Origin of the sequence: Roseateles oligotrophus (genome assembly GCF_014204525.1) — a bacterium.
Classification (GTDB): domain Bacteria; phylum Pseudomonadota; class Gammaproteobacteria; order Burkholderiales; family Burkholderiaceae_C; genus Paucibacter_A; species Paucibacter_A oligotrophus_A.
In genome coordinates this window covers 465,232-485,276 of sequence record NZ_JACHLP010000005.1, presented here as the reverse complement: position 1 = coordinate 485,276, position 20,045 = coordinate 465,232, and the positions used below count along the sequence as shown (strand labels likewise).

Here is a 20,045-nt window from a genome sequence, read left to right as displayed (position 1 = left end):
CAGGGCGAGGTGGAAAAGGCGCTGGCCAAGATCTGGGCCGAAGTGCTGGGCGTGGAGCGCGTGGGCCGCCACGACAACTTCTTCGAACTCGGCGGACATTCGATCTCGGCGCTACGTGTCGTAACCATGGCGCGGACCCAAGACATCCCACGCCTGCATTTAAGCCTCAAGGATATACTCGCTAAGCCAACCTTGCACGCTTTGGCGGGGACTGCAGTGAGTCCGATGATCTTGCTCAATCGCAACCTTGCGAAACCCCCTCCATTATTTTGCATTCATTCTGGTATTGGAACCGTGCTGGGTTACCTGTCTCTGGCCAAGCGGTTCAATGGAGTTCGGTCCGTTTATGGAATTGCTTGCAGAACATTGGCCGATCCTCGTCATCGCGACGACACTTTGGAGACGATGGCTAACGATTACGCACAGCTGATTCAAACGTTCCAGCCTCATGGCCCTTATCATTTTGTGGGTTGGTCGCTTGGAGGGATGCTTGCCGCCTTGGTGGCGGCAAAGCTCGAAGAAGTTGGGCATGAGGTGGCTTTCTTGGGCTTAGTCGATCCTCCTGTGCCAAGTCTTCTCCGGAAGAATGCTAATGTGACGAATTGGCAGGTCGGTTTTGCGGGCCTGCTGCAAAAAGTTTGCGAAACGACCGGCAATTTGCCGTCGGTGCCTCTTCGCCTCACTGACCCATTGGAGACCGAGCAACCCTTACTTGAATGGGTACGGTCACAGATGGATTGCGGTTGGATAATTCCGAGTGGGGCGTATGAGGGACTGACAGCTGAAGATTTGACCAGAAGATGCCTGATAGAGCGGGCACTAGATCTGGCGATCGAGCGCTCAGCAAATTCATTGCGTTCCGTGAATGTTAACGTGAATTGCTGGTGGGTAAAGGATCGGTCTTCGGTCGAGATTGAGACGATCTCAAATCAGTTGGGGGCAAGTCGGATCCATCACTGGTTTGTTGATGCTGACCACGAATCTATTATCAATAGTACCGAACTTCTGGACTCACTTTTTCAGGGAGTTAAAAATGCGTGCATCTGAACCGCCCCGAAACCCGGGGCGGTTCATCCTTGCGTATGCAATGTTGTCAGAAATATACTTGCGCACCGATTTTGATGGTGCGCGGCGCTCCCTGAATCAATGTCGTTTGAGCAGGCCATGTGATCCAGTAGGCCTTGTCAGCTAGGTTATCGATATTGAGCCGCAACGTGACCGGGTTGTTCCCCCACTTGGTTTCGTAACGTGCGCCAGCATCAAACAGGGTGACCGACCCGACCTGCCATCGGCCGTTATCGTCTACTGGTCGTTTACCCACATAGCGCGTCCCCGCCGTCAGGGTGAGCGGCAGGCCGGTCACGCGGTATTCGCCGTAAACACTCGCCTGCTCGCGTGCTGTTCCACGAATGCGCTTGCCATCCAGCGCGCCGCCGTCGGTTTTCTGGTTGGTGGCATCCAGCCACATGGCGCTGGCGTTGACCAGCCACTGCTGGCTCAGGCGGAATTTTCCGTTGAGCTCCAGCCCTTGATAGCGTGCCTCGCCATTTTGAGTGAATACGTTGTCGGGCGTAGTGTACGTCAGTCCCTTCTTCAGTTGGAACAACGCTGCTGTGGCTGCCCACTCACGGCCTTCGGCCTTGGCACCCACTTCGTACTGCTTGCTCACCAGTGGCGGGAACAACTCGCCGGCATTGGCGGCAGTGGTCGGCGCGGTGGCACCTTTTTCGAGTGCCTCGATATAGCTGCCGTAGAGCGACAAACCCTGCATCGGGCGGAAGATGGCTGCCAGCGTCGGTGTGGTCGCGCTCTTGTCGAAAGCTGTATCCCAGGAAGAGCTTTGTTGCAAATGGGCGCGTCGCAGGCCAATGATCAGATCCCAATCTGCACCGAGGTGCAGTGTGTCAGATGCAAAAATCTCGTGCCGGCGCGCGAGGTTGAAAGGACTCCTTGCTTCGCCGAGCGATACGTTGTTCGCGAAGGGGTCGGCAAAGTCTGCGGGGCTGGCGAGATTACCGGGCCCCAGAAAGGTCGTCTCATACCTTGAGCTAATCAAGTCGTCACTCTTTGTGCGCGATACGCCGAATGTCAGATCGTGATGCACCGGGCCCGTTGATAACTTGCCGCTGAGCAGGGCCTGCGCATGTTGATCCTCGAATCGTCGCGAAAAGTTCTCTGCAAAGATCTCGTAATTGCCCTGGGCATTTGCAAAGAAGTAGGCGGGGTGCTTGACTTCCTGGCCGAACTCGGTGGTGCGATAGGCCAACGAGAGTTTCCAGTCGGGCGTGATTCGCCAGGACAGGTCGGTACCGTAGGTTTCGTATTCCGTGTACGCGCGCCCCCACTTTGGTGCAATACGCTCGCTGCCATCGATCGGCGCGGGTGGTTCGGCGTTACCTGACCAATCGCTGGCACCCGCCGCACTTGGAGTCACCCCGAAATAGCCTGCGGTCCGCAAATGATGCTCCGCGAGGGCATCGATCCGCCAGACCAGATCGGGCGTGATGCGCCAGTCCAACGCGATCGAGCCTGCGGTGCGACGGGAGTTGTTGTCTTTGACGTAGGATTCTCCATCCTCATGAGCCAGATTGACGCGGTAGCCGAATGCCTTATCGGTTCCAAAGCGCCCACCCACATCGCCATGAATAAGCGCCAAGCCACTATCGGTGACCTGTGTGCTCAGGCTGCGTAAAGGATCGTCGGTCGGTCGCTTCAACACGTAATTTATTATTCCCCCTGGGGCACCGAAACCGTAAAGAAAGCCGCCTGCGCCCTTCAGGACCTCGACGTGCTCCATGAGTTCGAGGGGCAACTCATTAGGACCAAACGGCATGCTGTAATTCATGCCGTCAAGTTTGTTGCCGCTATTGCTGTCTTGTTGCAGTCCGCGGATGTTGACTTGGTGCCGCGCGAAGGTCTTGTCTGGCAAGAGGCCAATGGATGCATCACCCTTGGTGAGGTCAGCTAGCGACCGGGCCTGCTTGTTGTCCATCAATTCCCGGGAGTAAACCTCAATGCTGTAGGGCGTGTCCTTGAGCGACTTTTCGCCCAACGCGCCGACGCTTGCGTTCTCTACGCGGTAGCCGCTGGCTGCGCTGCCGTCAGGGTGAGGCATAGCAGAGGCCTTCACCGTCACCGCCGGCAGCGTTGCGCCTTGCTCGCCAGGTGACCGGGCGGCCTTGATCACCATGGACCCTCCCTCCTGCGTGGCCACAAGTCCGCTACCGGAGAGGAGTTGATTGACGGCCTCGCGCGGTGTCAGGTTGCCTTTGACCGCTGGCGCCTTCTTGCCTGCGACCAGGGTAGGGGAGAAGGCCACGGGAACACCCGTGGCCGCGGCCAGTTCGTTCAGTGCGGCGTCAAGTGGTTGCGCCGCAATGGAGATGGCCACCGGCTTGTCTGTGGCGGCGGCTTGGGCATGAACAAGCCCGGGAGCGCTGATGGCCAGGGCGATGGCGAGGGTGAGTGGTGCGGGGTTGAGGCGGAGGTGCGGGTGGCGCATCGAGGTCTATTCCTTAAGCAGTAGTGTGAATGAAAATAAGTCTCACTACTCTTAAAGACGCGCGACCAGTCCAGATGTACACCCCTTTCCGCAACTTTTTCTTACAGGGGCCGGGTGGTCTTGCGGTCAGCGCGCCTTGACGACCTCGGTGCTGCCGTCGTCCCGCGCGACCAGGCGTACCGGGAGAATCTGCGGCAGCACACGTGCGAAGATGTCCGGGCGGCCGATCTGGTAGCTGCCACCGATGCGCAACGCGGCCACTTCCGGATCCCGGATCACCAGGCGGGTGGCGTGGTATCGCTCCAGTTCGTGCACCGCATCGGATAGCGGGGTGTTCGTGAAGCGCACCAACCCTTGCCGCCAGGGGGCAATGCCGGCAGGGGAGATGGAGGAGACCTGGCTCATCTGACCAGAAAGCGAGACCTGGACGCCTTGGCCTGCAGACAGTTCTACGAGTTGGCGACTGGACTGTTCGCGGGCGTCGATGGTCGCGTCGGCTACCTTGACGCGCCCGTCCTCCACCGCAACGTTCACGGTTCCGGCATCGGCGCCGTCCCTCATGTAGCGGACCGCAAAGCGCGTGCCTACCACCGTGACGCGGGCGGGGCCAGCCAGAACGTCAAAGGGCCTGGCGGTGTCCGGCGCCACGTTGAACATGGCCTGGCCATGCGCCAGGCGGACTTCACGGCGATTGCGGTAGAGCGAGACCTCCAGGTGGGTGTCCGCGTCGAGCGTCAGATGGCTGCCATCGGGCAGCGGCACGTCCAGCCGCTGACCTTGCTCCGCTGCGTAGGTGTTGGCAAAGGTCGGCTGTGTCCACTGATACCAGGCAATGCCGGCGGCCATGGTGCAAACGCCACAAAGCGCTGCAACCCCGGCGCCGAAACCGCGCGGCCACCATGAGCGGGCGCTCGGCGCGGGTGAGCGCCACGGGTCATTGCGCGTGCGCCGCTTTTGCCCGATGGCTGGGGTGTCGATGCTTGCCTGGGGCGGCCTCTCTGTCTGGTGTGGGGGAGACCCGCGACGGGGCGTGCGCAGATGCGCCACCCGCTCTGCCGGCATGCTGCGAAGCAGGCGAATGCTGTCGTCCACCTGTGCCCAGGCTCTTGCGTGGGCAGGGTGGGCAGCACGCCAGGCCTGGAACTCGGCCTCCTCGATGGCGCTGAGCCCTTGCTCCCGGCGCGTGTGCCAGTCCGTCGCGGCGACGTCGACCGGATCCTGGCCGCGGACGAACGCCTCGAGTTCCCGCGAGGCCACTTCATCGAGAGAGGCATCCGCGGACGGTGAGCAACAAGAAGAGCCCGTGGGGGCTGTCGTTCGGATCATCTTATTTGTATAGACGCACGAGGCCGCGCAAAACTACACCCCCGCAGGATCAATCCGGCACGCAAGGGTTCTCTATTCCTTGGCATGGCTGCCCTTCTGCGGCTGCTGGCATGCGGCGCAAGCCAGTTTGCCGCGGCTGATGTACTGGTTGACCATGCTGAGCGAGATGCCCATGCGCTGCGCGATCTCCTTGTTCGGGAGTTCATCGAAAGCGTAGAGGCAGAACGCTTCGCGGCATCGGGTCGGCAAGGCCTCGATGGCCTTGAGATAGGCCTCGGCTGCCTGCGAGGAGGCGTAGATTTCCTCGGGTTGAAGATGTTGCGGCTGGGTCGGCAGGACGGCCTCGTCGAGTTCATCGATGTTGTCGTGCTGCCGGACCTCCGCGCGCCGATCCATGTCGATCTTGGCGTTCAGGGCCACTTGGCGCAGCAGGGCCCGGGGCTCAAGCACCGCTTGCCCGGCCTGCTGCATGGCCAGGACGCGCGCGCAGCTCTCCTGCGCCAGGTCGGCCGCGGTGTCGCGGTCCTTGACCTTGCGCAGGCAGAAGTTCAGGAGTTCCCGGTAGTAGCGAGTGATCACAGTCCAGCCAGCGTCCCAAAGTGACGACGTTTCCTGGCAAGGGCATGCGTCAAGCTGGCTGTGGTGGATCACCGACGCCGCGCCGCCAGGGCTCGAGGCCATTCCCGGACGCACGGCGTGGCTATATGGCTGGCGTAGGCCAAGCGAAGCAGGGCTCGGCGCTTACGAGGGGCGGGTCTCTCCAGGGGATCGGGGGGATTCCAATCCCTGGCAGCGAGGCCTCTGTAGCATCATTCGGAATGACAATCATTCCATTCTACTCGAATGCCCGTCATCTGACCACTATGAGTGCCTGTGTTCGTGTCCCGTGTTCGGTGGGCTTGCTGCGCCAAGGAAGGGATCCATCGATCCTTCCTTGGGGCGTGACGCTCAGGTGGCGGCAGCAGCGAATTTCTCCGTGCTGGCGCCAGGCTTGCGCGCGGTGGATGATCCGAGCGCTTCGATGATCTCCTTCACGCGCACGGCCGTTACGGAGAGCAGGGTGTCGCTCAGCCCATGGCTGCCCTCGCATGCCCCCTGCAGGAAGATGGCCGGCTGGAACTCGGTGGCAGACCTGAGACGGTAGTTGCGGTCCACCTGTAGATCGCCCAGGTGCTTGGCGAGCGGGGTGAGCAGGGGCTTGTGGTTCTCGCGCTCGTACCCCGTTGCCAGCACCACAGCGTCGTAACGCCGCGTGAGTTCCATGTTCTGGTCCAGATCGCGCAGCACGAGTTCAACTCCGTCTGCGCGCGCATTTGCGCTCAGTACCTCGTGCCGCCGCAGCAGGTGATGGCGATCGCCGCGCACGACCCGTTGTTCGTACAAGATCTTGTAGATCTGCTGAATGAGTTCGAGATCCGGGGCCGCGTAGTTGGTACGGTGAAACTCCTGCAGCAGTTTGGCGCGGGTGGCTTCGTCCTGCTGGAACATGTGATCGGTGAAATCCGCGTTGAAGATGCCGTTGACGAACGGGCTGTCGTCGGACGGGTGCAGGGCCCGGCCGCGCATGATCAGGTCGACGTCGGTGGGCTCCGCTCGGTTGTGCAGGTCGACGAAGATCTCCGCCGCGCTCTGGCCGCCTCCGATGACGGCAACCTTGCGCGCCTGGCGGTTGGCCGCGATGCCGGTGAGGTAGCCGTTTGAATGGAAGACGCGGGCCTCGCCCGCCAGCTTCTTGAAGCAGTCCGGTACCTTGGGCGTCCCGCCGACGCTGACCACGAGATTGCGGGCCAGGCGATCCCGCACGGCGCCCCGTTGGTCACGGGATCGCACCCGCAGCAGGGGGACGTGGCCGTCCTTTTGCTCAGGCAGCACCTCGATGACCTCTTCGGCGTATGCGCAGATGTCGTCGAACTGGCGTGCAGCCCACCCGAGGTAGTCGCTGAACTCGTGGCGACTCGGGAAGAAGGACTTGAGGTTGATGAAGTCGGGCAGCCGGCCTTGTTCGTGCAGGTAGTTCACGAAAGTGAAGCGACTGCGCGGGTTGCGCAGCGTCGCCAGATCCTTCAGATAAGAGATCTGCATGTGGGCATGGCCGAGCAGCATGCCTGGGTGCCAGGAGAAGCCGGCTTGCTTTTCGATGAAGAACGCGTCGATGGGGCGGTGCCCTGCCTGCCGTTCTTCCTGGAGGGCAATGGCGAGAGCGATGTTGGATGGCCCGAAGCCGATTCCGATCAGGTCATGGATGTGCATGCGGTGGTCCTCACGAGGTGGTGCTGATGGATGGGGCATCTGTGATCGTCGATGCACATGACATCGATGAAGACGCCGATGACGCACGGCCGCAGATCGGTCGTGAGGGGGCCATCGCGGTCCGGACGGGCTGCGCCATGGCACCGCACCGGGGATGTCCGGCGCAAAGGAGGTCGTGGCGTGATGGCGGTCCCATGCCAACAAGACGGGGGAGAGTTTTGTTTGTTTAGTCCGCCGGGTTCCGCGAGCGCGGCTAAACAGATGAGGGGCTGATGCGTCTTATGAGGCAACACACCTGACCGCGAGCGCAAAGTGGCTGGCTGCGTGTATCGGATCAGGGTGTGGACACCAGGATGCGTGCCGGTTGGCAGGCGTCTTCTCCAGAACATGCCCCTACATACCGACCATGGCTCAGAAACGTCTTGTTTACATCTGGTCCCTCAGGAACGCCGCCGCGGACAAGGCCGGCCAGCACATCAACTACAAGGCCGAGGCGCGGTACATGCCCTCGCCACTCGAGCATCTGGTGACCCTGCTCAACGAGGGTCCCCTGGGCGAGCATCTGGTGCTTGACCGGGTGATCTTCGATGACGACGAGGGGTCTCCCGCGGACCGAGCCAGGTTGGCCGACTACGGCTTCGCGCCCCGACCAGGGGGAACGTGGTTCTACCCGCCGGGGTTGGCCGTCCAAGGGCGTGCGCTCAACGATCTGCTCACGCCCGTGCCCTCGACCTACCGGCGATTGCCGCTGAACGATCCTCGGCGTGCCAGTGGCAAGCATGATTTCGAGGAGCGCCTGCTGGCGGCGCTGAGCGGCGTGCAGGCCGATGTCGTCGTTCTGGATGGCTTGCTGGTCATCCTGGACGAGTTGGTGCGTCCGGGGGCGCCATTCGCCCGGCGCATCTACAACATCCATCCCGGCATCACGCGGGATGGCTCGCCCCACCAGCGGCGCGGCGCCTATGCCACGCTCGACGCCCTGCATGGCGCACGGGGCAAGAAGGTCGTGAACTGGCAGACGATGGAGGACATCGACGTGCCCGTGGTTCGTCAGACCGGCGCGTCTTTCCACTACGTTGACAACGGCATCGACTCCGGAGAAGTCGTGGCCGACGTCTTGGCCACCGACATCGACCCCGAGGACACGATTCTGGAACTGCGCTGGAACAACTTCCATCGAAGTCTTTTCCCGGCGCTGGAACAGGGCCTCGCCAAGGTCGTGGGCGTCGAGCTGGGAGTGGCCCATGCCTGCTGAACCCGCGATCGCGCGGGCGTGGGGGCGGTGGTGTGCCTCGGGCGCGGTGCTGATCGCCGCGCTTTCTCTGCTGATGCCCCATCCGGCGCGCGCCCGTGGGGTGTCGGACGAAGCCATGACCGCAGTCGCGCGATCCATCGAGATACGGCGCACCACCGATGACATCCCGCACATTCGGGCGAACGGATGGCGCGACTTGGGCATTGGCATCGGGTATGTGCAGGCGCAGGACGCGCTGTGCACCCTGGCGGAGTCGTTCGTGACCAATGAGGGGCGACGTTCCCTTTTTTTTGGCGCGGAGCAGCGTCCCTCGGTTGATTCCAATGTGGGGCGATCGAAGAACATCGACTCGGACTTCTTCTTCCGGGCCTTTGTCGATGACGCGGCGGTGGCGCGTTTCCAGGCCGAGCAGCCCCGTGAGTTGAACGACCTCGCCGAGGGTTTTGCTCAGGGCTACAACCGCTGGCTGCGGGAGGCCCAAGCCCACCCGCGCCGCCACGCCCACCGTGCCTGCCTGGGCAAGAAATGGGTTCGCGAGATCTCGGCGCAGGACATCCACCGCCGGATGTACGCCTCGCATCTGACGGCGGGCTATCTGCAGTTTCTCCCCGACATCGTCAACGCCTCGCCCGACAGGGTGCGGGCGACCGATGCTGCGGTTTCGGGTGAGCTGCGGGTGCGTCTGGCCAACAATCTCGGCCCGCGTGCCGAGTTGGGAAGCAACGTGATCGCCTGGGGACAGCGTGCCACTGGCGGCGACGGGGCCGTGCTGCTCGGCAACCCGCATTGGTATTGGGGTGGCCCTGACCGCTTTTACCAGATGCACCTGACCATTCCCGGGAAATTGAACGTGGCGGGGGTGGGGTTCCTGGGGGTGCCGCTGGTGATGATCGGCTTCAACGAGCATGTAGCGTGGAGTCATACGGTTTCCAGCGCGCGCCGCTTTGGCTTGTTCCAGTTGGAGCTCGATCCTTCGGATCCCAGGCGCTATCTGGTCGATGGCGTGTCCGAGCCCATGCAGTCGCGCACCGTCACCGTGGACGTGGCGGACGAGGGCGGGCAGGCTCGCCAGGTGAGCAGGACGCTGTACACATCGCGGTTCGGTCCCGTGGTGGATCTGGGCCGGATGGACTCCGCCCTGGGCTGGTCTGCCCAACGTGCCCTGGCGGTGCGCGATGTCAACGCGGACAACCAGCGCGTCTACCGGAATTTCCTGCGGTGGAATCTGGCGGGCTCGCTCGACGAGTTCATCGCCATCCAGCGCAAGGAGGCGGCCATGCCATGGGTGAATACCGTGGCCATTGGCAAGGGAGATGGGCGGGTCTGGTATGCGGACATCGGTGCGGTACCCGATGTGCCCGATGATCACCGTCAGGCCTGCAATGCGCCTCTTGCCGGCGCCTTCGCCAAGTTCGATCCGCGCACCCCGTTCCTGGATGGCAGCCGATCCGCCTGCATCTGGCATGTCGATCGAGAGGCGGTGCAGTCGGGTGCCATGCCGGCCGAGCGGCTTCCCAGTCTTCTGCGCGAAGACTATGTGGCCAACATGAACGACAGCTACTGGCTCGCCAACGTCGACCAGCCGCTCGACGGATTTCCCTCTTTGCTGGGGGCGGCTCAATCCGCGCTGCATCACCGCGGCCGTCTGGGGCATCAGATTGCGATCGACCTGTTGCAACGGGGTGCGCGGTCGTCCGAGGAACTCGGGCGCTGGGCGATGCAGGAAGCGCTGCGCTCACGCGCCTATTCCGCGGAGCAGTTCAAGCTGACCTTGCTCGATCAGGCCTGCTCTCGGGTGGGCGTGCCGGCAAGCGCAGGGCGTGACGCCTACACGAAGGCCTGCGGCGTTCTGCGCGCCTGGGGGAATACCGGAGAGGCGGGCGACCGTGGGGCGCTGCTGTGGGATGCGTTCTGGGACGAACTGGAGAAGATCCCGGAAGGGAACCTCTACCGGACGTCTTTTTCCATCGATGCGCCGCTGTCTACGCCGGCGGTGCCCATGCCGAACGACGGTGGGGCGGGCAAGGCGCTGACCTCGGCGATCGTTGCGCTGAGTGCCAAAGGGATACCGCTGGACGCGGCGACGGGAAGTCAGCGCTACGTGCGCAGCGGCGGTCGACGCTGGCCGATCTACGGTGGCTGCGGTGGTGCAGGCTACTTCACCGTGGCCTGCCCTGAGGACGGGAAGGACGTTCTGGACGCGAATGCGGTCTCCAACAGCTACTTGCAGGTGGTGCGCTTCGGCGAGACGGGGGTCGAGGCGCACACGCTGCTGGCCCATGGACAGGACGAACTCGCCGTGAGCAACGGCCGGGGCAGCGCGCCGGTTGCGCGCTACTCGCGCAAGGCATGGCTGCGTTTTCCGTTCAACGAGGCGGACATCCAGCGCGATCCGCAGTTGACGCGCGCGGTCTTGCGGCCGTGAAACCCAGATAGGAAGAGGTCTGCGCATGGCGTATTCGATGAGCGAACGCAATCAGGCACGCGAGCTGTTGCAGCTGCTGCGGCCGTTTTTTCCATGGATCCTGCTGTCGGCCATCACCGGCGTTGGCGCGGGTGCCGCCACGGTGGCCTTGCTGGGAGTGGTCAATCAGGTGCTTGCCGGCGGCAGCGGCATGGCCGGCGACGTGCTGCTGTCCTTCGTGGCGTTGTGCCTGGCGGCCTTGCTGGGGCGCGCCGTCTCGCACGTGTCCACCAACTGGGTCGGCCAGCGCCTGGTGGCCGAAGTGCGCAAGAGCCTGGCGCGCAAGATCCTGTCGGCCCCGATCGATGCACTGGAGCGGTACCGAACGCACCGACTGATGCCTGTGCTGTCTCAGGACGTGGACATGATCAGCGACGTGATCTTCGCCCTCGCCACGACCCTGGTCTCGGTGGCCACGGTCCTGGGCTGCCTGGGCTACCTGGCCTATCTGTCGCTGCCGTTGTTCGGCTTTCTGATCGTGGCGCTGGTCGGGGGGACGGTGGCCCAACTGTTTGCGCAGGCGCGCGGGGTGTCGGGTTTCTGGAAGGCGCGGGACCACGAGGAGCAACTGCACAAGACTTACCGTGACATCAGTGCCGGGGCCAAGGAACTTCGCATGCACCGGGAGCGGCGCAGCCGGATGTACAACGGTCAGATCGAACGCATCATCGGGGCGATCCGTGACGTCAACAGCAAGGCGATCAACACCTATGTGCTGGCGACTGCGTTCGGGTCCGCGCTTTACTTCCTCTTGATCGCCTGGATCCTGGGCTGGGCGGCTTTCCGGTCCACGGAGCCCGCCGTGCTCAGCGGGTTCGTGCTGGTGCTGCTGTTCCTGAAAGGGCCGATGGACCAGATCCTGGGGGTGCTGCCAGAGGTCGGGCGGGCCAAGGTGGCGTTTCAGCGAATCGCCGACCTGTCGGCCCACTTCGCCAATCCGGAGCCGCACCTGCACCTGGATCGACCCGAGAGCCGGGTGGCCCTGGAGCAGGCCATCGAGCTGAGGAACGTGGAGTACGCCTTCCAGGCGCCCGACGGCGCGACCGAAGGGTTCGTCCTGGGGCCGCTGGACTTGCGGCTGGACAGCGGAGAACTGGTCTTCGTCGTCGGCGACAACGGGTCGGGCAAGACCACCCTCATCAAGGTTTTGCTGGGGCTGTACCCGCCAAAGGCCGGTGAGATCCTGCTGGACGGGGAGCCGGTGACGGTGGAAACCCGGGACGACTACCGGCAACTGTTCACGACCGTTTTCGCGGACTTCTACCTGTTCGAGGATCTGCTGGCCGGAGGCAAGGTGGAGGGGCGTGAGCAGGGCGTGACGCAAGCGGCCCTGAAATACCTGGAGCGTCTCGAGATCGCCCACAAGGTGAGCGTCAAGGAGGGGGCATTCAACACCCTGGATCTGTCCACCGGGCAACGCAAGCGGTTGGCCTTGGTGCACGCCTATCTGGAGGGCCGGCAGGTGCTGGTGTTCGACGAGTGGGCCGCAGATCAGGACCCGACGTTCCGGCACCTCTTCTACACGGAACTGCTGCCGGAACTGCGGGATCGGGGCCATCTCGTCGTCGTCATTTCCCACGATGATCGCTACTTCCACGTGGCCGATCGGGTGGTGCGCATGGCCAACGGGCGCATCGTCGAGGACCGAAAGACCGGTGCGGACGAGGCAGGGCCGGTGTTGGCAGCAGGATTGGCGGGCGCATGATTCCTCGGTGGGTGCAAGGAATTGGCCGGTGCTGATCGTCTACAACAATGTTCATCCGCGCCATCATGGGCGTGTGGAGATGTTTCGGGGTGCGCTGGTCGAGGGTGTGGAGGTGCCCGCGCGGGTCGAACGTGTGCGACAGGAACTAGTGCGTCGCGGGATGGGGCGCTTCGAGCTGCCGGGTGAAATGGATCTGGCCTTGTTGAACAAGGTCCATGCGCCGTCCTTCGTGGCCTTCCTGCGCGGTGCCTGGGAGGAGTGGGTCGCGCTCGATCCGGGCAATGCAGGGCGGGATGCCCTGCCGTCGTACTGGCCGATCCGCGCCTTTCGCTCCGATGTGGTTCCCGACAGTTTCGTGGCGCGCCTGGGCCAATACACTTTCGATGCGGGCACGCCGCTGACCGCCGGCAGCTGGGACGCGGCCTGCGAGGGCGCCAACTGCGCGATCACGGCAGCCCGGCGCGTTCTCGCTGGCGAGCCGGCGGCTTTCGCACTGACGCGGCCGCCCGGGCACCATGCGGGACGGGACTATTTCGGCGGCTATTGCTTCCTGAACAACGCGGCGCTTGCAGCGCAGGCCTTGCGTGACGGCGGAGCGCAGCGCGTGGCGATCCTCGACGTGGATTACCACCATGGCAACGGGACACAGACGATCTTCTACGACCGTCCTGACGTGTTGTTCGTGAGCATCCACGCCGATCCGCGGACCGATTACCCGTACTACATCGGCTACCCCGAAGAAACCGGTGCCGGTCTCGGCGAAGGGTTCAACGTGAACCTGCCGCTACCGCGGGGGACCGATGGGGCGGCCTGGTGCCGGGCTCTTGAGATGGCCCTGCAGAGAATCCAGGCATTCAAGGCGGACGCATTGGTGGTGTCGCTTGGGGTGGATACCTATGAAGGCGATCCGATCTCGGGCTTCCGGCTGACCCACGACGACTTCCTGAGGGTTGGCAGCCGGTTGGGCCGATTGGCCATGCCGACGGTCCTGGTGTTCGAAGGCGGCTACGCGGTGGACGACATCGGCATCAACACCGCCAACGTGCTCCAGGCTTACTTGAGCGAGGGAGTCGGGTTGGCCCGATGACAGTGACCGGGCCGCAGGCAATGAGCGAGGTGATACATCCCGGCGCATCTGGTTGTGGGAAACCAAATGTGACTCATAAAGCGTGCACTGAAAGGGCGTGGATTCATAGAGCGTGTCCCTATAGCTTTCCTACTGTTTTGGAAATGCTATGGAACTCGACTACGATCCCCGCAAGCGCTTTGGTGCCCATCTTGCCGCCCTTCGGCGCAAGAGGGGTATTTCGCAGGAGCGCCTTGCGCTGGAAAGCGGGCTGGCTCGCAGCTACCTGAGCGGTGTGGAGCGGGGCTTGCGCAACATCGCCCTGGTCAATATTTGCATCCTCGCGCAGGCCCTCGACATGCAGCCCTCGGAACTGCTGGACTTTCGCACCGGCGCGTAGCGAGTTCGCGGCCTGCCGACGGCCGCCCTTCGGGCTCGAGCTCGTCATGCGGCTACAGACCGGGGTCCCAGTCGCCATCGCATATCTCCAGCAGCATATCGTCGCCCGCCCGAAGATGATTGCGGTGCTGCGGGTCGAGTGGGCAGGCGCCGCAGTAGCCGTGGCCGGGGAGCCGGTAGTACAGGCAGCAATGCCGGTGCAGCCGGATGGTGACAGGGGTGCCGTCCTCGATCCGACTGGCTTCCCGTTGTCGGGCATACAGCGGGTTGCGGTGCTGGTCCGGCCAGTGCGGTTCGTGCAGCAGCGCGTGCAGGTCTGCGGCGACATGGGGGGCGTCTCCGGTCAAGGCCAGCGCTTGCTCAAGGATGGTCTGCAGATACCGTGCGGCATTGGCCCACAGGATTTTCTGCGGCAGGCGCGTTTGCCGGGCGATGGCTGCAAACAGCGGTTCGAGGTGATGCCACAGCAGGGGACCATAGCGAACTGCCGTCGGTTCGCCCGCCATTGAACGACCTTCCAGTGCGATGTGGAAGCGCGTCGGCGTGCCGGAGCCGTCCAGCTCGACCGCGACCTGCTCGGCGCGCATCGGAAAACCGTGCTGCAGCACGCTCGCTGCGGCGGCGACCGGCGGCAGCAGGGCCCACAGATAGTCCATGCTCCAGGCGGAGGCTGCAGCCCGCAGATCGTCGCCAGTGACGCCACGGCGGCGTGCATGTTGCCGGATCGCGCTGGCCAGCAGCCGATCGTCCCGAATCAGGTGCGAAACCTGGATGGCATCGGGCGGCCAGCGCGGGGAGCAGGCGAGCGCCTCTCCAAGGGGCGCCCACTCGCCCTGGAACAAGGGGGTGAGCAGAGGAATCACCGTGGGTTCTCTTCAACAAGGGGATGGCATTCGCCGGCCGGGAGAGCGCCTGGCAGGGTCGATGTGGTGAGGGTCACACACCCAAGACGCATGGGCGACCGCAGCGTTTAAACAAATCGGTGGATCGCCCGTCTTCAATGGAGCGGTTCCATCCGCGTCGCGCACCCACCCTGGCAGCAAAGGATCGAATTGAGATACTTTCTGCCGTTTTCATCGGATTCGAACCGTCCATGCTTGCCCATCCTCACCTGCAGCTGTGCCGCTTGTCCCTTGCCGAGGTGCTGACCGACATCGCGAGCGGCGCGCACCGCCTGGCGTCGCTCGTCACCCGGGGCAACGCGGCGGTGGCGGTGGCCGAGGTCGATGGGGACACGCCCGAGTCGACCGCCCCGGACGGCCATCGCCATTTTTTGTTCGCCGATGGCCTGATCCGTGTTCAGGGTACTCGGATCACTAAGACCCCTTCTGGGTTTGCTGCGGGTAGACCGCCGTTCGGCAAACTGACCGCTGCGGCATGACGGTTGGTCGGTCTGGAATCGCCGGCGGCTGGCGCTTGCCGATGTGGATGACAGGGCTGTATGGCCTTGGGCATGGCTGCGCGCGTTGCCGCAGCAGTTTTTTACGTCTTGCACACCTGTATGGAAAGGGCGTGGGCCATGTCCGCCAGGCGGTGGGGCTCACCGTGGCAATGATGGCGTCTTTCGCGACGGCCGCTCCGGATGCAGCGCCTGCGTCGCCGACCCTCATGGCTGCCTTGCGGCTGCCCGCGACAACTGATTTCGCTGGGGCTGTGCCCTCTCTGGTCGATGCCGCACCCATCGGCGGTTTTGTGCAGGTGGCTCCCGTGGCCGGATCGGCGCCCACACGCCGCACTGAGTTGCGCATGGCCCACGACGGCAGGGCCTTGCACATCCAGGTGCGAGCCTACGACCCCGAGCCGTCGGCCATCGTGGCGCAGCAGATGCGTCGGGACGTGGAGGGCATGCTCAAGGAGGATCAGGTGACGCTGGTGTTCGATCCCGATGGCGATGGCCGTAACGGCTACCTTTTCGCGGTCAATGCCAACGGCGCCCAGTTCGACGCGCTGATTTTCGACGGCGGGCAGATGCGTTTCGACTGGGACGCGTTGTGGCGCAGCGAAGCGCGCATCGAGGCCGACGGCTGGCGTGCCGACATCACCATTCCGCTGTCGGTCTTCGGGCGCGGGCGTCCGGTCGGCGAGGACGAGGTGCGCACCTGGCGCGTCAATGCCGAACGTTGGATGCCGCGCGGCAGCGAGCGTGTGCGGCTGGCCGGCATCCAGCCCGACAAGGAGGTGTACTCCCTGGGTGATGCGCTGCCCATGCCGGCCATCGTCGCCGATCAGGACGGCTGGGGGCTGCGCCTGAAGGCCTCGCTGCGCGCCACCAGCGAGTCGTCGGCCGCCTCGGGCGCAGGTCGGGCGCGGCAGCGCCTGGAGCCCGGCCTGGAGGTGTTCCACGAGAGCCCTTCCGGGTTGCGGACCACGGCAGCGCTGAACATCGATTTTGGTGAGGCGGAGGCGGATGAGCGCACCGTCAATCTCACGCGCTTTGAACTCTTCCGCCCGGAGAAGCGCGAGTTCTTCCTGCAGGATGCGGGGCGCTTCACGTTCGGCGGCCTGGTGGAGAGCGCCGTCATTCCGTACTACTCGCGCCGGGTCGGGCTGGATGCGACCGGGCGTGGGCGCAGCCTGGATGCCGGCCTCAAGTTCTCGGGACAACTCGCTGGCACTGATTTCGGCCTTTTTGGCGCTCGCGTGGCTGGCGGGCCGACCGAGCCGGGCGAGCCTGATCAGCGCGCCGCCGATGTGGCCGTCCTGCGGGTCGCGCGTCCGCTGGGCCATCGCAGCCGCGTCGGGCTGACGGCCACCCGCGGCAATCCGGAAGGCACGTCCGGCAGCAGCCTGTGGGGCGTGGACTACCAGTTCCGGGACACCAACTGGGCGCCACCGGGTGGGGCGGGGGGCAAGACCCTGGAGACGCATGCCTGGGTGCTGGAATCGAGCAACGCCGGGTTGGGCAATGGCCGGTCATGGGGGGCGAGCGTGAAGTATCCTAACGTCGGCCTCACGGGCAACGCCGAGGTGCAGCGCATCGATGCGCACTTCAATCCCGCCCTGGGCTACCTCGCCGAAGCGGGCGTGACGCGTGGGAAGGGAGAACTGGGCTGGTGGCATCGCACCCGAACCGGTGAGGACATCATCCCGGGCGTCGATTGGAATTTCCGTCGCAAGCAGGACGGCAGCGAGCGCTCTTGGTTGCTCAACCCGGAGATCGGCTACACCAATGCGGCCGGCGATACGGTGATGGTCGAGGTGTTCTTCGAAGGGGATCGCCTGGCCTCTGCCTACACCCCTGTGCCTGGCGTGACCGTTCAGCCGGGCCGCTATGGCTGGCATTACCTGTTCGGGTACCTGGAAACTGCGCCGTCCCGACCGGTTTCGGCGACAGCGGAGTTGCGCAGCGGCGGGTACTACGACGGGCATCGTGATGACCAGACCTTGCAGCTGGCCTGGAAACCCGGCCCGTACTGGGGCTGGCGGGTGGGCCTCGCGCGTAATGCCATTCGCCTGCCGTCGGGCAGTTTCACCGTCCGCACCGCCTCCTTGCGCCTGGATCACACCCCCAGCACACGTCTGGCTCAAAGCCTGCTGCTGCAGTGGGACAACGTCTCGAAGGAACTGGGCGTCAGTGCCCGCTTGCGATGGCTATGGAGGCCGGACCGGGAAGTGATTTTCTCGCTCGATCGCCTGGGCTACACGGGCGAACAGCGCGACCTGCTGCCCAATCAGACCCGCGCCATGCTCAAGCTGGTGTGGAATCTTGAGCGGTAACGGCGAACCGGGTGGCATGGTTGATGAGAAGTTGCACGCCACACGCAGCGTGTGATCCGTCATTCGGTCAGCCGGAGTGGTGGGGCCGAATGAGAGCTTCGATCTAAACAAACGCACGGGCAACTCGTCTTGGTTGACGGTGGCGGCGCGCTGCATTGGGAGACGACTGCCGGGGGGATGGCCACGGCGGTTGTGGTGTTGAACGTATCAATATCTGCGCATGAAAAACCTCCAAGAGTTGGACAACCAGGATCTGAAACGAACCGGGCTGAAGGCGACGCTGCCGCGTCGTCTCGTGCTGGAGATCATCCGCTCCAGCAGCGAGCGCCACCTGTCCGCCGAAGATGTTTATCGGCGTCTGCTCGCGCATGGGCATGACGTGGGGCTGGCTACGGTGTACCGGGTGCTGTCGCAACTGGAATCGGCGGGCCTGTTGTCTCGCAACGTCTTCGAGGCGGGTAAGGCGCTTTTCGAACTCAATGAGGGTGGCGATCACGACCACCTGATCTGTCTCGGGTGCGGGCGGGTGGACGAGTTCCGCAACCAGGCCGTCGAGGCCTTGCGGCAGGACGTGGCGGTGGCCCACCGCTACCAACTCACGCGCCACCGACTGGCGCTCTACGGCTACTGCCCAGACTGCACCCCAGGGCACCCAGCGGGCCGATGACGTCCCATCGATTTCGATTCACTCTTGAAGGAGTTTTGCCATGTCGTTTGCCGTTTTTCGCCGCTTCTCCACCATGCCTTGCCCGGATGTCGTCCTGGGTGGGCTTCTGCTGCTGGCTGTCGCGTCATCGGCGCAAGCCGCGGACCACACCGTGAAGATGCTCAGCACCGGCAAGGACGGATCCATGGTGTTCGAGCCCGCTTTCGTCAAGGTGGCCGTGGGGGACACGGTCGTGTTCACGCCAACCGAAAAAGCCGCCCACAACAGCGCCTCCCTGCTGGTGCCGCCGGGCGCGAACGGCTGGAAGAGCGACCCGGACAAGGAGTTCAAGGTCAAGGTCGAGAAGGAAGGTGTCTACCTCTACGCCTGCCAGCCGCACAAGATGATGGGCATGGTCGGGGTGATCCAGGCTGGCAAGCCGGGCAACCTGGCCGATGCGAAGGCAGCGGCGGCGAAGGAGCAGGCGGCTTTCGCCATGGGCAAGGACCGCTTCGACAAGGCGCTGGCCCAGGTCAAGTGACCCTGGCTCGGTGACCCCGAAGCCAGTCTGTGAGTTCTGCCCAATCCGCGCCCTGGCCCCATCCCGGTCCGGGGGCGTGCGACATGGAATGGTGCCCTTGCGACTTCTCTGAAGTTGCGCCTCCTGGGTTTACCGTCAAGGGCCATGCGCTGGCACTCTACGGGCGTTGCCGAGGGTGCCAGGAGCGATCCCCAGGAGGAAGTCGACGCAGCGGCTCCGCCAAGGCGAGTGCATAGGCCGCGCAGGCGGACTGTTCGACCGGACATTCCACCGTCTCAGGCGCGAACGGCCTCTATCGGCGCTGCGGAGTGGATGTTGCTCGTGCATTGACCATCCAGCATGCGGCAACGAAGTGGACCGCAGAGCCCGTCACGTAGGAATCGAAGGCCGCACGGACGGTTTCGATGACCTCTTTGCGGCCACCTTCGTCCACCTCTTGGAGCACCCGGCCGACAGGTCCGAGTCGGCTCAGGTAGGGGACCAGTTCTTTCTCGGGAAGGGTGCAGCTGACGTCGATTGGTTGGATATCGATCCCACTCCAGCCGCTGTTCTCCAGGATGTTTAGAACCCGCTGCGCGTTGGCAAAGGCGAACTGCCCTGGTGCATCCGGCCGACGGGCGGGGATGTTCGGCAGGAGAGGGGCCGCGGCCCGTTCGGCTGTCGTCATGAAGGGGTTTTCCGCAGGGCTGCGCCAGGCGATGAAGCGGAGTTCGCCATCGTCCTTCGCGGCGTGCCGCAGATTGGCGAAGGCCTGTACGGGATCCTCGAAGAACATGACGCCGAAACGCGAGACGATCATGTCGAAGCCCGCCGGCTCGAAAGCATGAACCTGCGCGTCCGCAAGGATGAAGCTTGCTGGCACAAGTTCGCTTTCTGCGCGGACCCGGGCTGCGGCGATCATCGGCTCCGAAATGTCGATGCCGGTGCAGTGGCCCCCATCGCCTAGCCGCCTGGCGATCGCGAGCGTCGTGCCGCCCGTGCCGCAGCCGACGTCAAGCACCCGGCCGCCGGACGCGGTGGATGCCGCCGTGGCGAGGAGATTCTCGAACGGTTTGAACATCCGGTCGAGCTCCTCCTGCGCTTCGACCCAGGCCCGGCCGGCAGCGCCGTTCCAGAGGGCAGCCTGCCCGTCATCTGTAGGTTGGGTGATTTCCATGTCGATCTCCTTTTGCTT

16 protein-coding genes are annotated in these 20,045 nt (G+C 64.0%); 10 read left to right on the top strand and 6 right to left on the bottom strand.

Translation table 11 applies throughout. From position 1 onward, the window contains the following. A partial coding sequence (locus HNP55_RS14700) for a thioesterase domain-containing protein (protein ID WP_246448417.1) occupies positions 1 to 1,047 on the top strand: 1,047 nt, incomplete at its 5' end. 46 nt (positions 1,048 to 1,093) lie between these two features. On the opposite strand, the gene HNP55_RS14695 is transcribed toward HNP55_RS14700, so the two are convergent. The 4 genes from HNP55_RS14695 to HNP55_RS14680 form a co-directional block, all read right to left on the bottom strand. Next, a complete protein-coding gene (locus tag HNP55_RS14695) occupies positions 1,094 to 3,502 on the bottom strand; it encodes a TonB-dependent siderophore receptor (RefSeq protein ID WP_184300672.1) in 2,409 nt (802 codons plus the stop codon). 126 nt (positions 3,503 to 3,628) lie between these two features. Next, on the bottom strand, positions 3,629 to 4,828 hold the full coding sequence (locus HNP55_RS14690) for a FecR family protein (RefSeq protein WP_184300669.1): 1,200 nt from the start codon (positions 4,826 to 4,828) through the stop codon (positions 3,629 to 3,631). A 72-nt stretch (positions 4,829 to 4,900) separates the two neighbouring features. Then, positions 4,901 to 5,407, bottom strand: a complete 507-nt coding sequence (locus HNP55_RS14685) for an RNA polymerase sigma factor (RefSeq protein ID WP_184300812.1) — start codon at positions 5,405 to 5,407, stop codon at positions 4,901 to 4,903. Between the two features lie 369 nt (positions 5,408 to 5,776). Continuing rightward, positions 5,777 to 7,078: a lysine N(6)-hydroxylase/L-ornithine N(5)-oxygenase family protein gene (locus HNP55_RS14680; RefSeq protein ID WP_184300666.1), complete on the bottom strand. Its 1,302-nt coding sequence runs from the start codon at positions 7,076 to 7,078 to the stop codon at positions 5,777 to 5,779. 406 nt (positions 7,079 to 7,484) lie between these two features. Between HNP55_RS14680 and HNP55_RS14675 the strand changes: the two genes are divergently transcribed. From HNP55_RS14675 to HNP55_RS14655, 5 genes are all read left to right on the top strand, one after another. After that, the gene (locus tag HNP55_RS14675; protein WP_184300663.1) at positions 7,485 to 8,333 is read left to right on the top strand and encodes a N(5)-hydroxyornithine transformylase PvdF; all 849 of its coding nucleotides are present in this window, start codon (positions 7,485 to 7,487) and stop codon (positions 8,331 to 8,333) included. Continuing rightward, positions 8,323 to 10,758, top strand: a complete 2,436-nt coding sequence (locus HNP55_RS14670; protein WP_246448416.1) for a penicillin acylase family protein — start codon at positions 8,323 to 8,325, stop codon at positions 10,756 to 10,758. The genes HNP55_RS14675 and HNP55_RS14670 overlap by 11 nt, the downstream gene beginning before the upstream one ends. 25 nt (positions 10,759 to 10,783) lie before the next feature. Then, positions 10,784 to 12,502, top strand: a complete 1,719-nt coding sequence (locus HNP55_RS14665; protein ID WP_184300660.1) for a cyclic peptide export ABC transporter — start codon at positions 10,784 to 10,786, stop codon at positions 12,500 to 12,502. 28 nt (positions 12,503 to 12,530) lie between these two features. Further along, complete coding sequence (locus HNP55_RS14660; RefSeq protein WP_184300657.1) at positions 12,531 to 13,589, top strand: histone deacetylase family protein; 1,059 nt, start codon at positions 12,531 to 12,533, stop codon at positions 13,587 to 13,589. 148 nt (positions 13,590 to 13,737) lie between these two features. Beyond that, complete coding sequence (locus tag HNP55_RS14655) at positions 13,738 to 13,968, top strand: helix-turn-helix domain-containing protein (RefSeq protein ID WP_055399713.1); 231 nt, start codon at positions 13,738 to 13,740, stop codon at positions 13,966 to 13,968. A gap of 52 nt (positions 13,969 to 14,020) precedes the next feature. Here HNP55_RS14655 and fhuF read toward each other — a convergent pair whose 3' ends face one another. After that, positions 14,021 to 14,830 (bottom strand): siderophore-iron reductase FhuF, encoded by an 810-nt coding sequence (gene fhuF / locus HNP55_RS14650; RefSeq protein ID WP_184300654.1) that lies wholly within the window; start codon positions 14,828 to 14,830, stop codon positions 14,021 to 14,023. Between the two features lie 230 nt (positions 14,831 to 15,060). Between fhuF and HNP55_RS14645 the strand changes: the two genes are divergently transcribed. The 4 genes from HNP55_RS14645 (at position 15,061) to HNP55_RS14630 (ending at position 18,871) form a co-directional block, all read left to right on the top strand. Continuing rightward, entirely contained in the window at positions 15,061 to 15,348 is a 288-nt protein-coding gene (locus HNP55_RS14645) for a hypothetical protein (RefSeq protein ID WP_184300651.1), read from the top strand. 131 nt (positions 15,349 to 15,479) lie between these two features. After that, positions 15,480 to 17,684, top strand: coding sequence for a carbohydrate binding family 9 domain-containing protein (locus tag HNP55_RS14640; protein ID WP_221439599.1), 2,205 nt, complete (start codon positions 15,480 to 15,482; stop codon positions 17,682 to 17,684). Positions 17,685 to 17,904: 220 nt separating this feature from the next. Beyond that, positions 17,905 to 18,351, top strand: a complete 447-nt coding sequence (fur, locus tag HNP55_RS14635; RefSeq protein ID WP_184300649.1) for a ferric iron uptake transcriptional regulator — start codon at positions 17,905 to 17,907, stop codon at positions 18,349 to 18,351. A gap of 40 nt (positions 18,352 to 18,391) precedes the next feature. Then, positions 18,392 to 18,871 carry a pseudoazurin gene (locus HNP55_RS14630; RefSeq protein ID WP_184300646.1) on the top strand — a complete coding sequence of 160 codons (480 nt, stop codon included), beginning with the start codon at positions 18,392 to 18,394 and terminating at the stop codon, positions 18,869 to 18,871. Between the two features lie 292 nt (positions 18,872 to 19,163). Here the strand turns inward: HNP55_RS14630 and HNP55_RS14625 are convergent, their stop codons facing one another. Continuing rightward, positions 19,164 to 20,027, bottom strand: a complete 864-nt coding sequence (locus tag HNP55_RS14625) for a class I SAM-dependent methyltransferase (protein ID WP_184300643.1) — start codon at positions 20,025 to 20,027, stop codon at positions 19,164 to 19,166. Positions 20,028 to 20,045: the final 18 nt, after the last annotated feature.

Excerpts from the sequence above, each read along its gene's own strand:
- HNP55_RS14695 (WP_184300672.1), bottom strand. The coding sequence starts at position 3,502 with ATGCGCCACCCGCACCTCCGCCTCAACCCCGCACCACTCACCCTCGCC.
- HNP55_RS14690 (WP_184300669.1), bottom strand. The coding sequence starts at position 4,828 with ATGATCCGAACGACAGCCCCCACGGGCTCTTCTTGTTGCTCACCGTCC.
- HNP55_RS14680 (WP_184300666.1), bottom strand. The coding sequence starts at position 7,078 with ATGCACATCCATGACCTGATCGGAATCGGCTTCGGGCCATCCAACATC.
- HNP55_RS14675 (WP_184300663.1), top strand. The coding sequence starts at position 7,485 with ATGGCTCAGAAACGTCTTGTTTACATCTGGTCCCTCAGGAACGCCGCC.
- HNP55_RS14670 (WP_246448416.1), top strand. The coding sequence starts at position 8,323 with ATGCCTGCTGAACCCGCGATCGCGCGGGCGTGGGGGCGGTGGTGTGCC.
- HNP55_RS14665 (WP_184300660.1), top strand. The coding sequence starts at position 10,784 with ATGGCGTATTCGATGAGCGAACGCAATCAGGCACGCGAGCTGTTGCAG.
- HNP55_RS14655 (WP_055399713.1), top strand. The coding sequence starts at position 13,738 with ATGGAACTCGACTACGATCCCCGCAAGCGCTTTGGTGCCCATCTTGCC.
- HNP55_RS14645 (WP_184300651.1), top strand. The coding sequence starts at position 15,061 with ATGCTTGCCCATCCTCACCTGCAGCTGTGCCGCTTGTCCCTTGCCGAG.
- fur (WP_184300649.1), top strand. The coding sequence starts at position 17,905 with ATGAAAAACCTCCAAGAGTTGGACAACCAGGATCTGAAACGAACCGGG.
- HNP55_RS14630 (WP_184300646.1), top strand. The coding sequence starts at position 18,392 with ATGTCGTTTGCCGTTTTTCGCCGCTTCTCCACCATGCCTTGCCCGGAT.
- HNP55_RS14625 (WP_184300643.1), bottom strand. The coding sequence starts at position 20,027 with ATGGAAATCACCCAACCTACAGATGACGGGCAGGCTGCCCTCTGGAAC.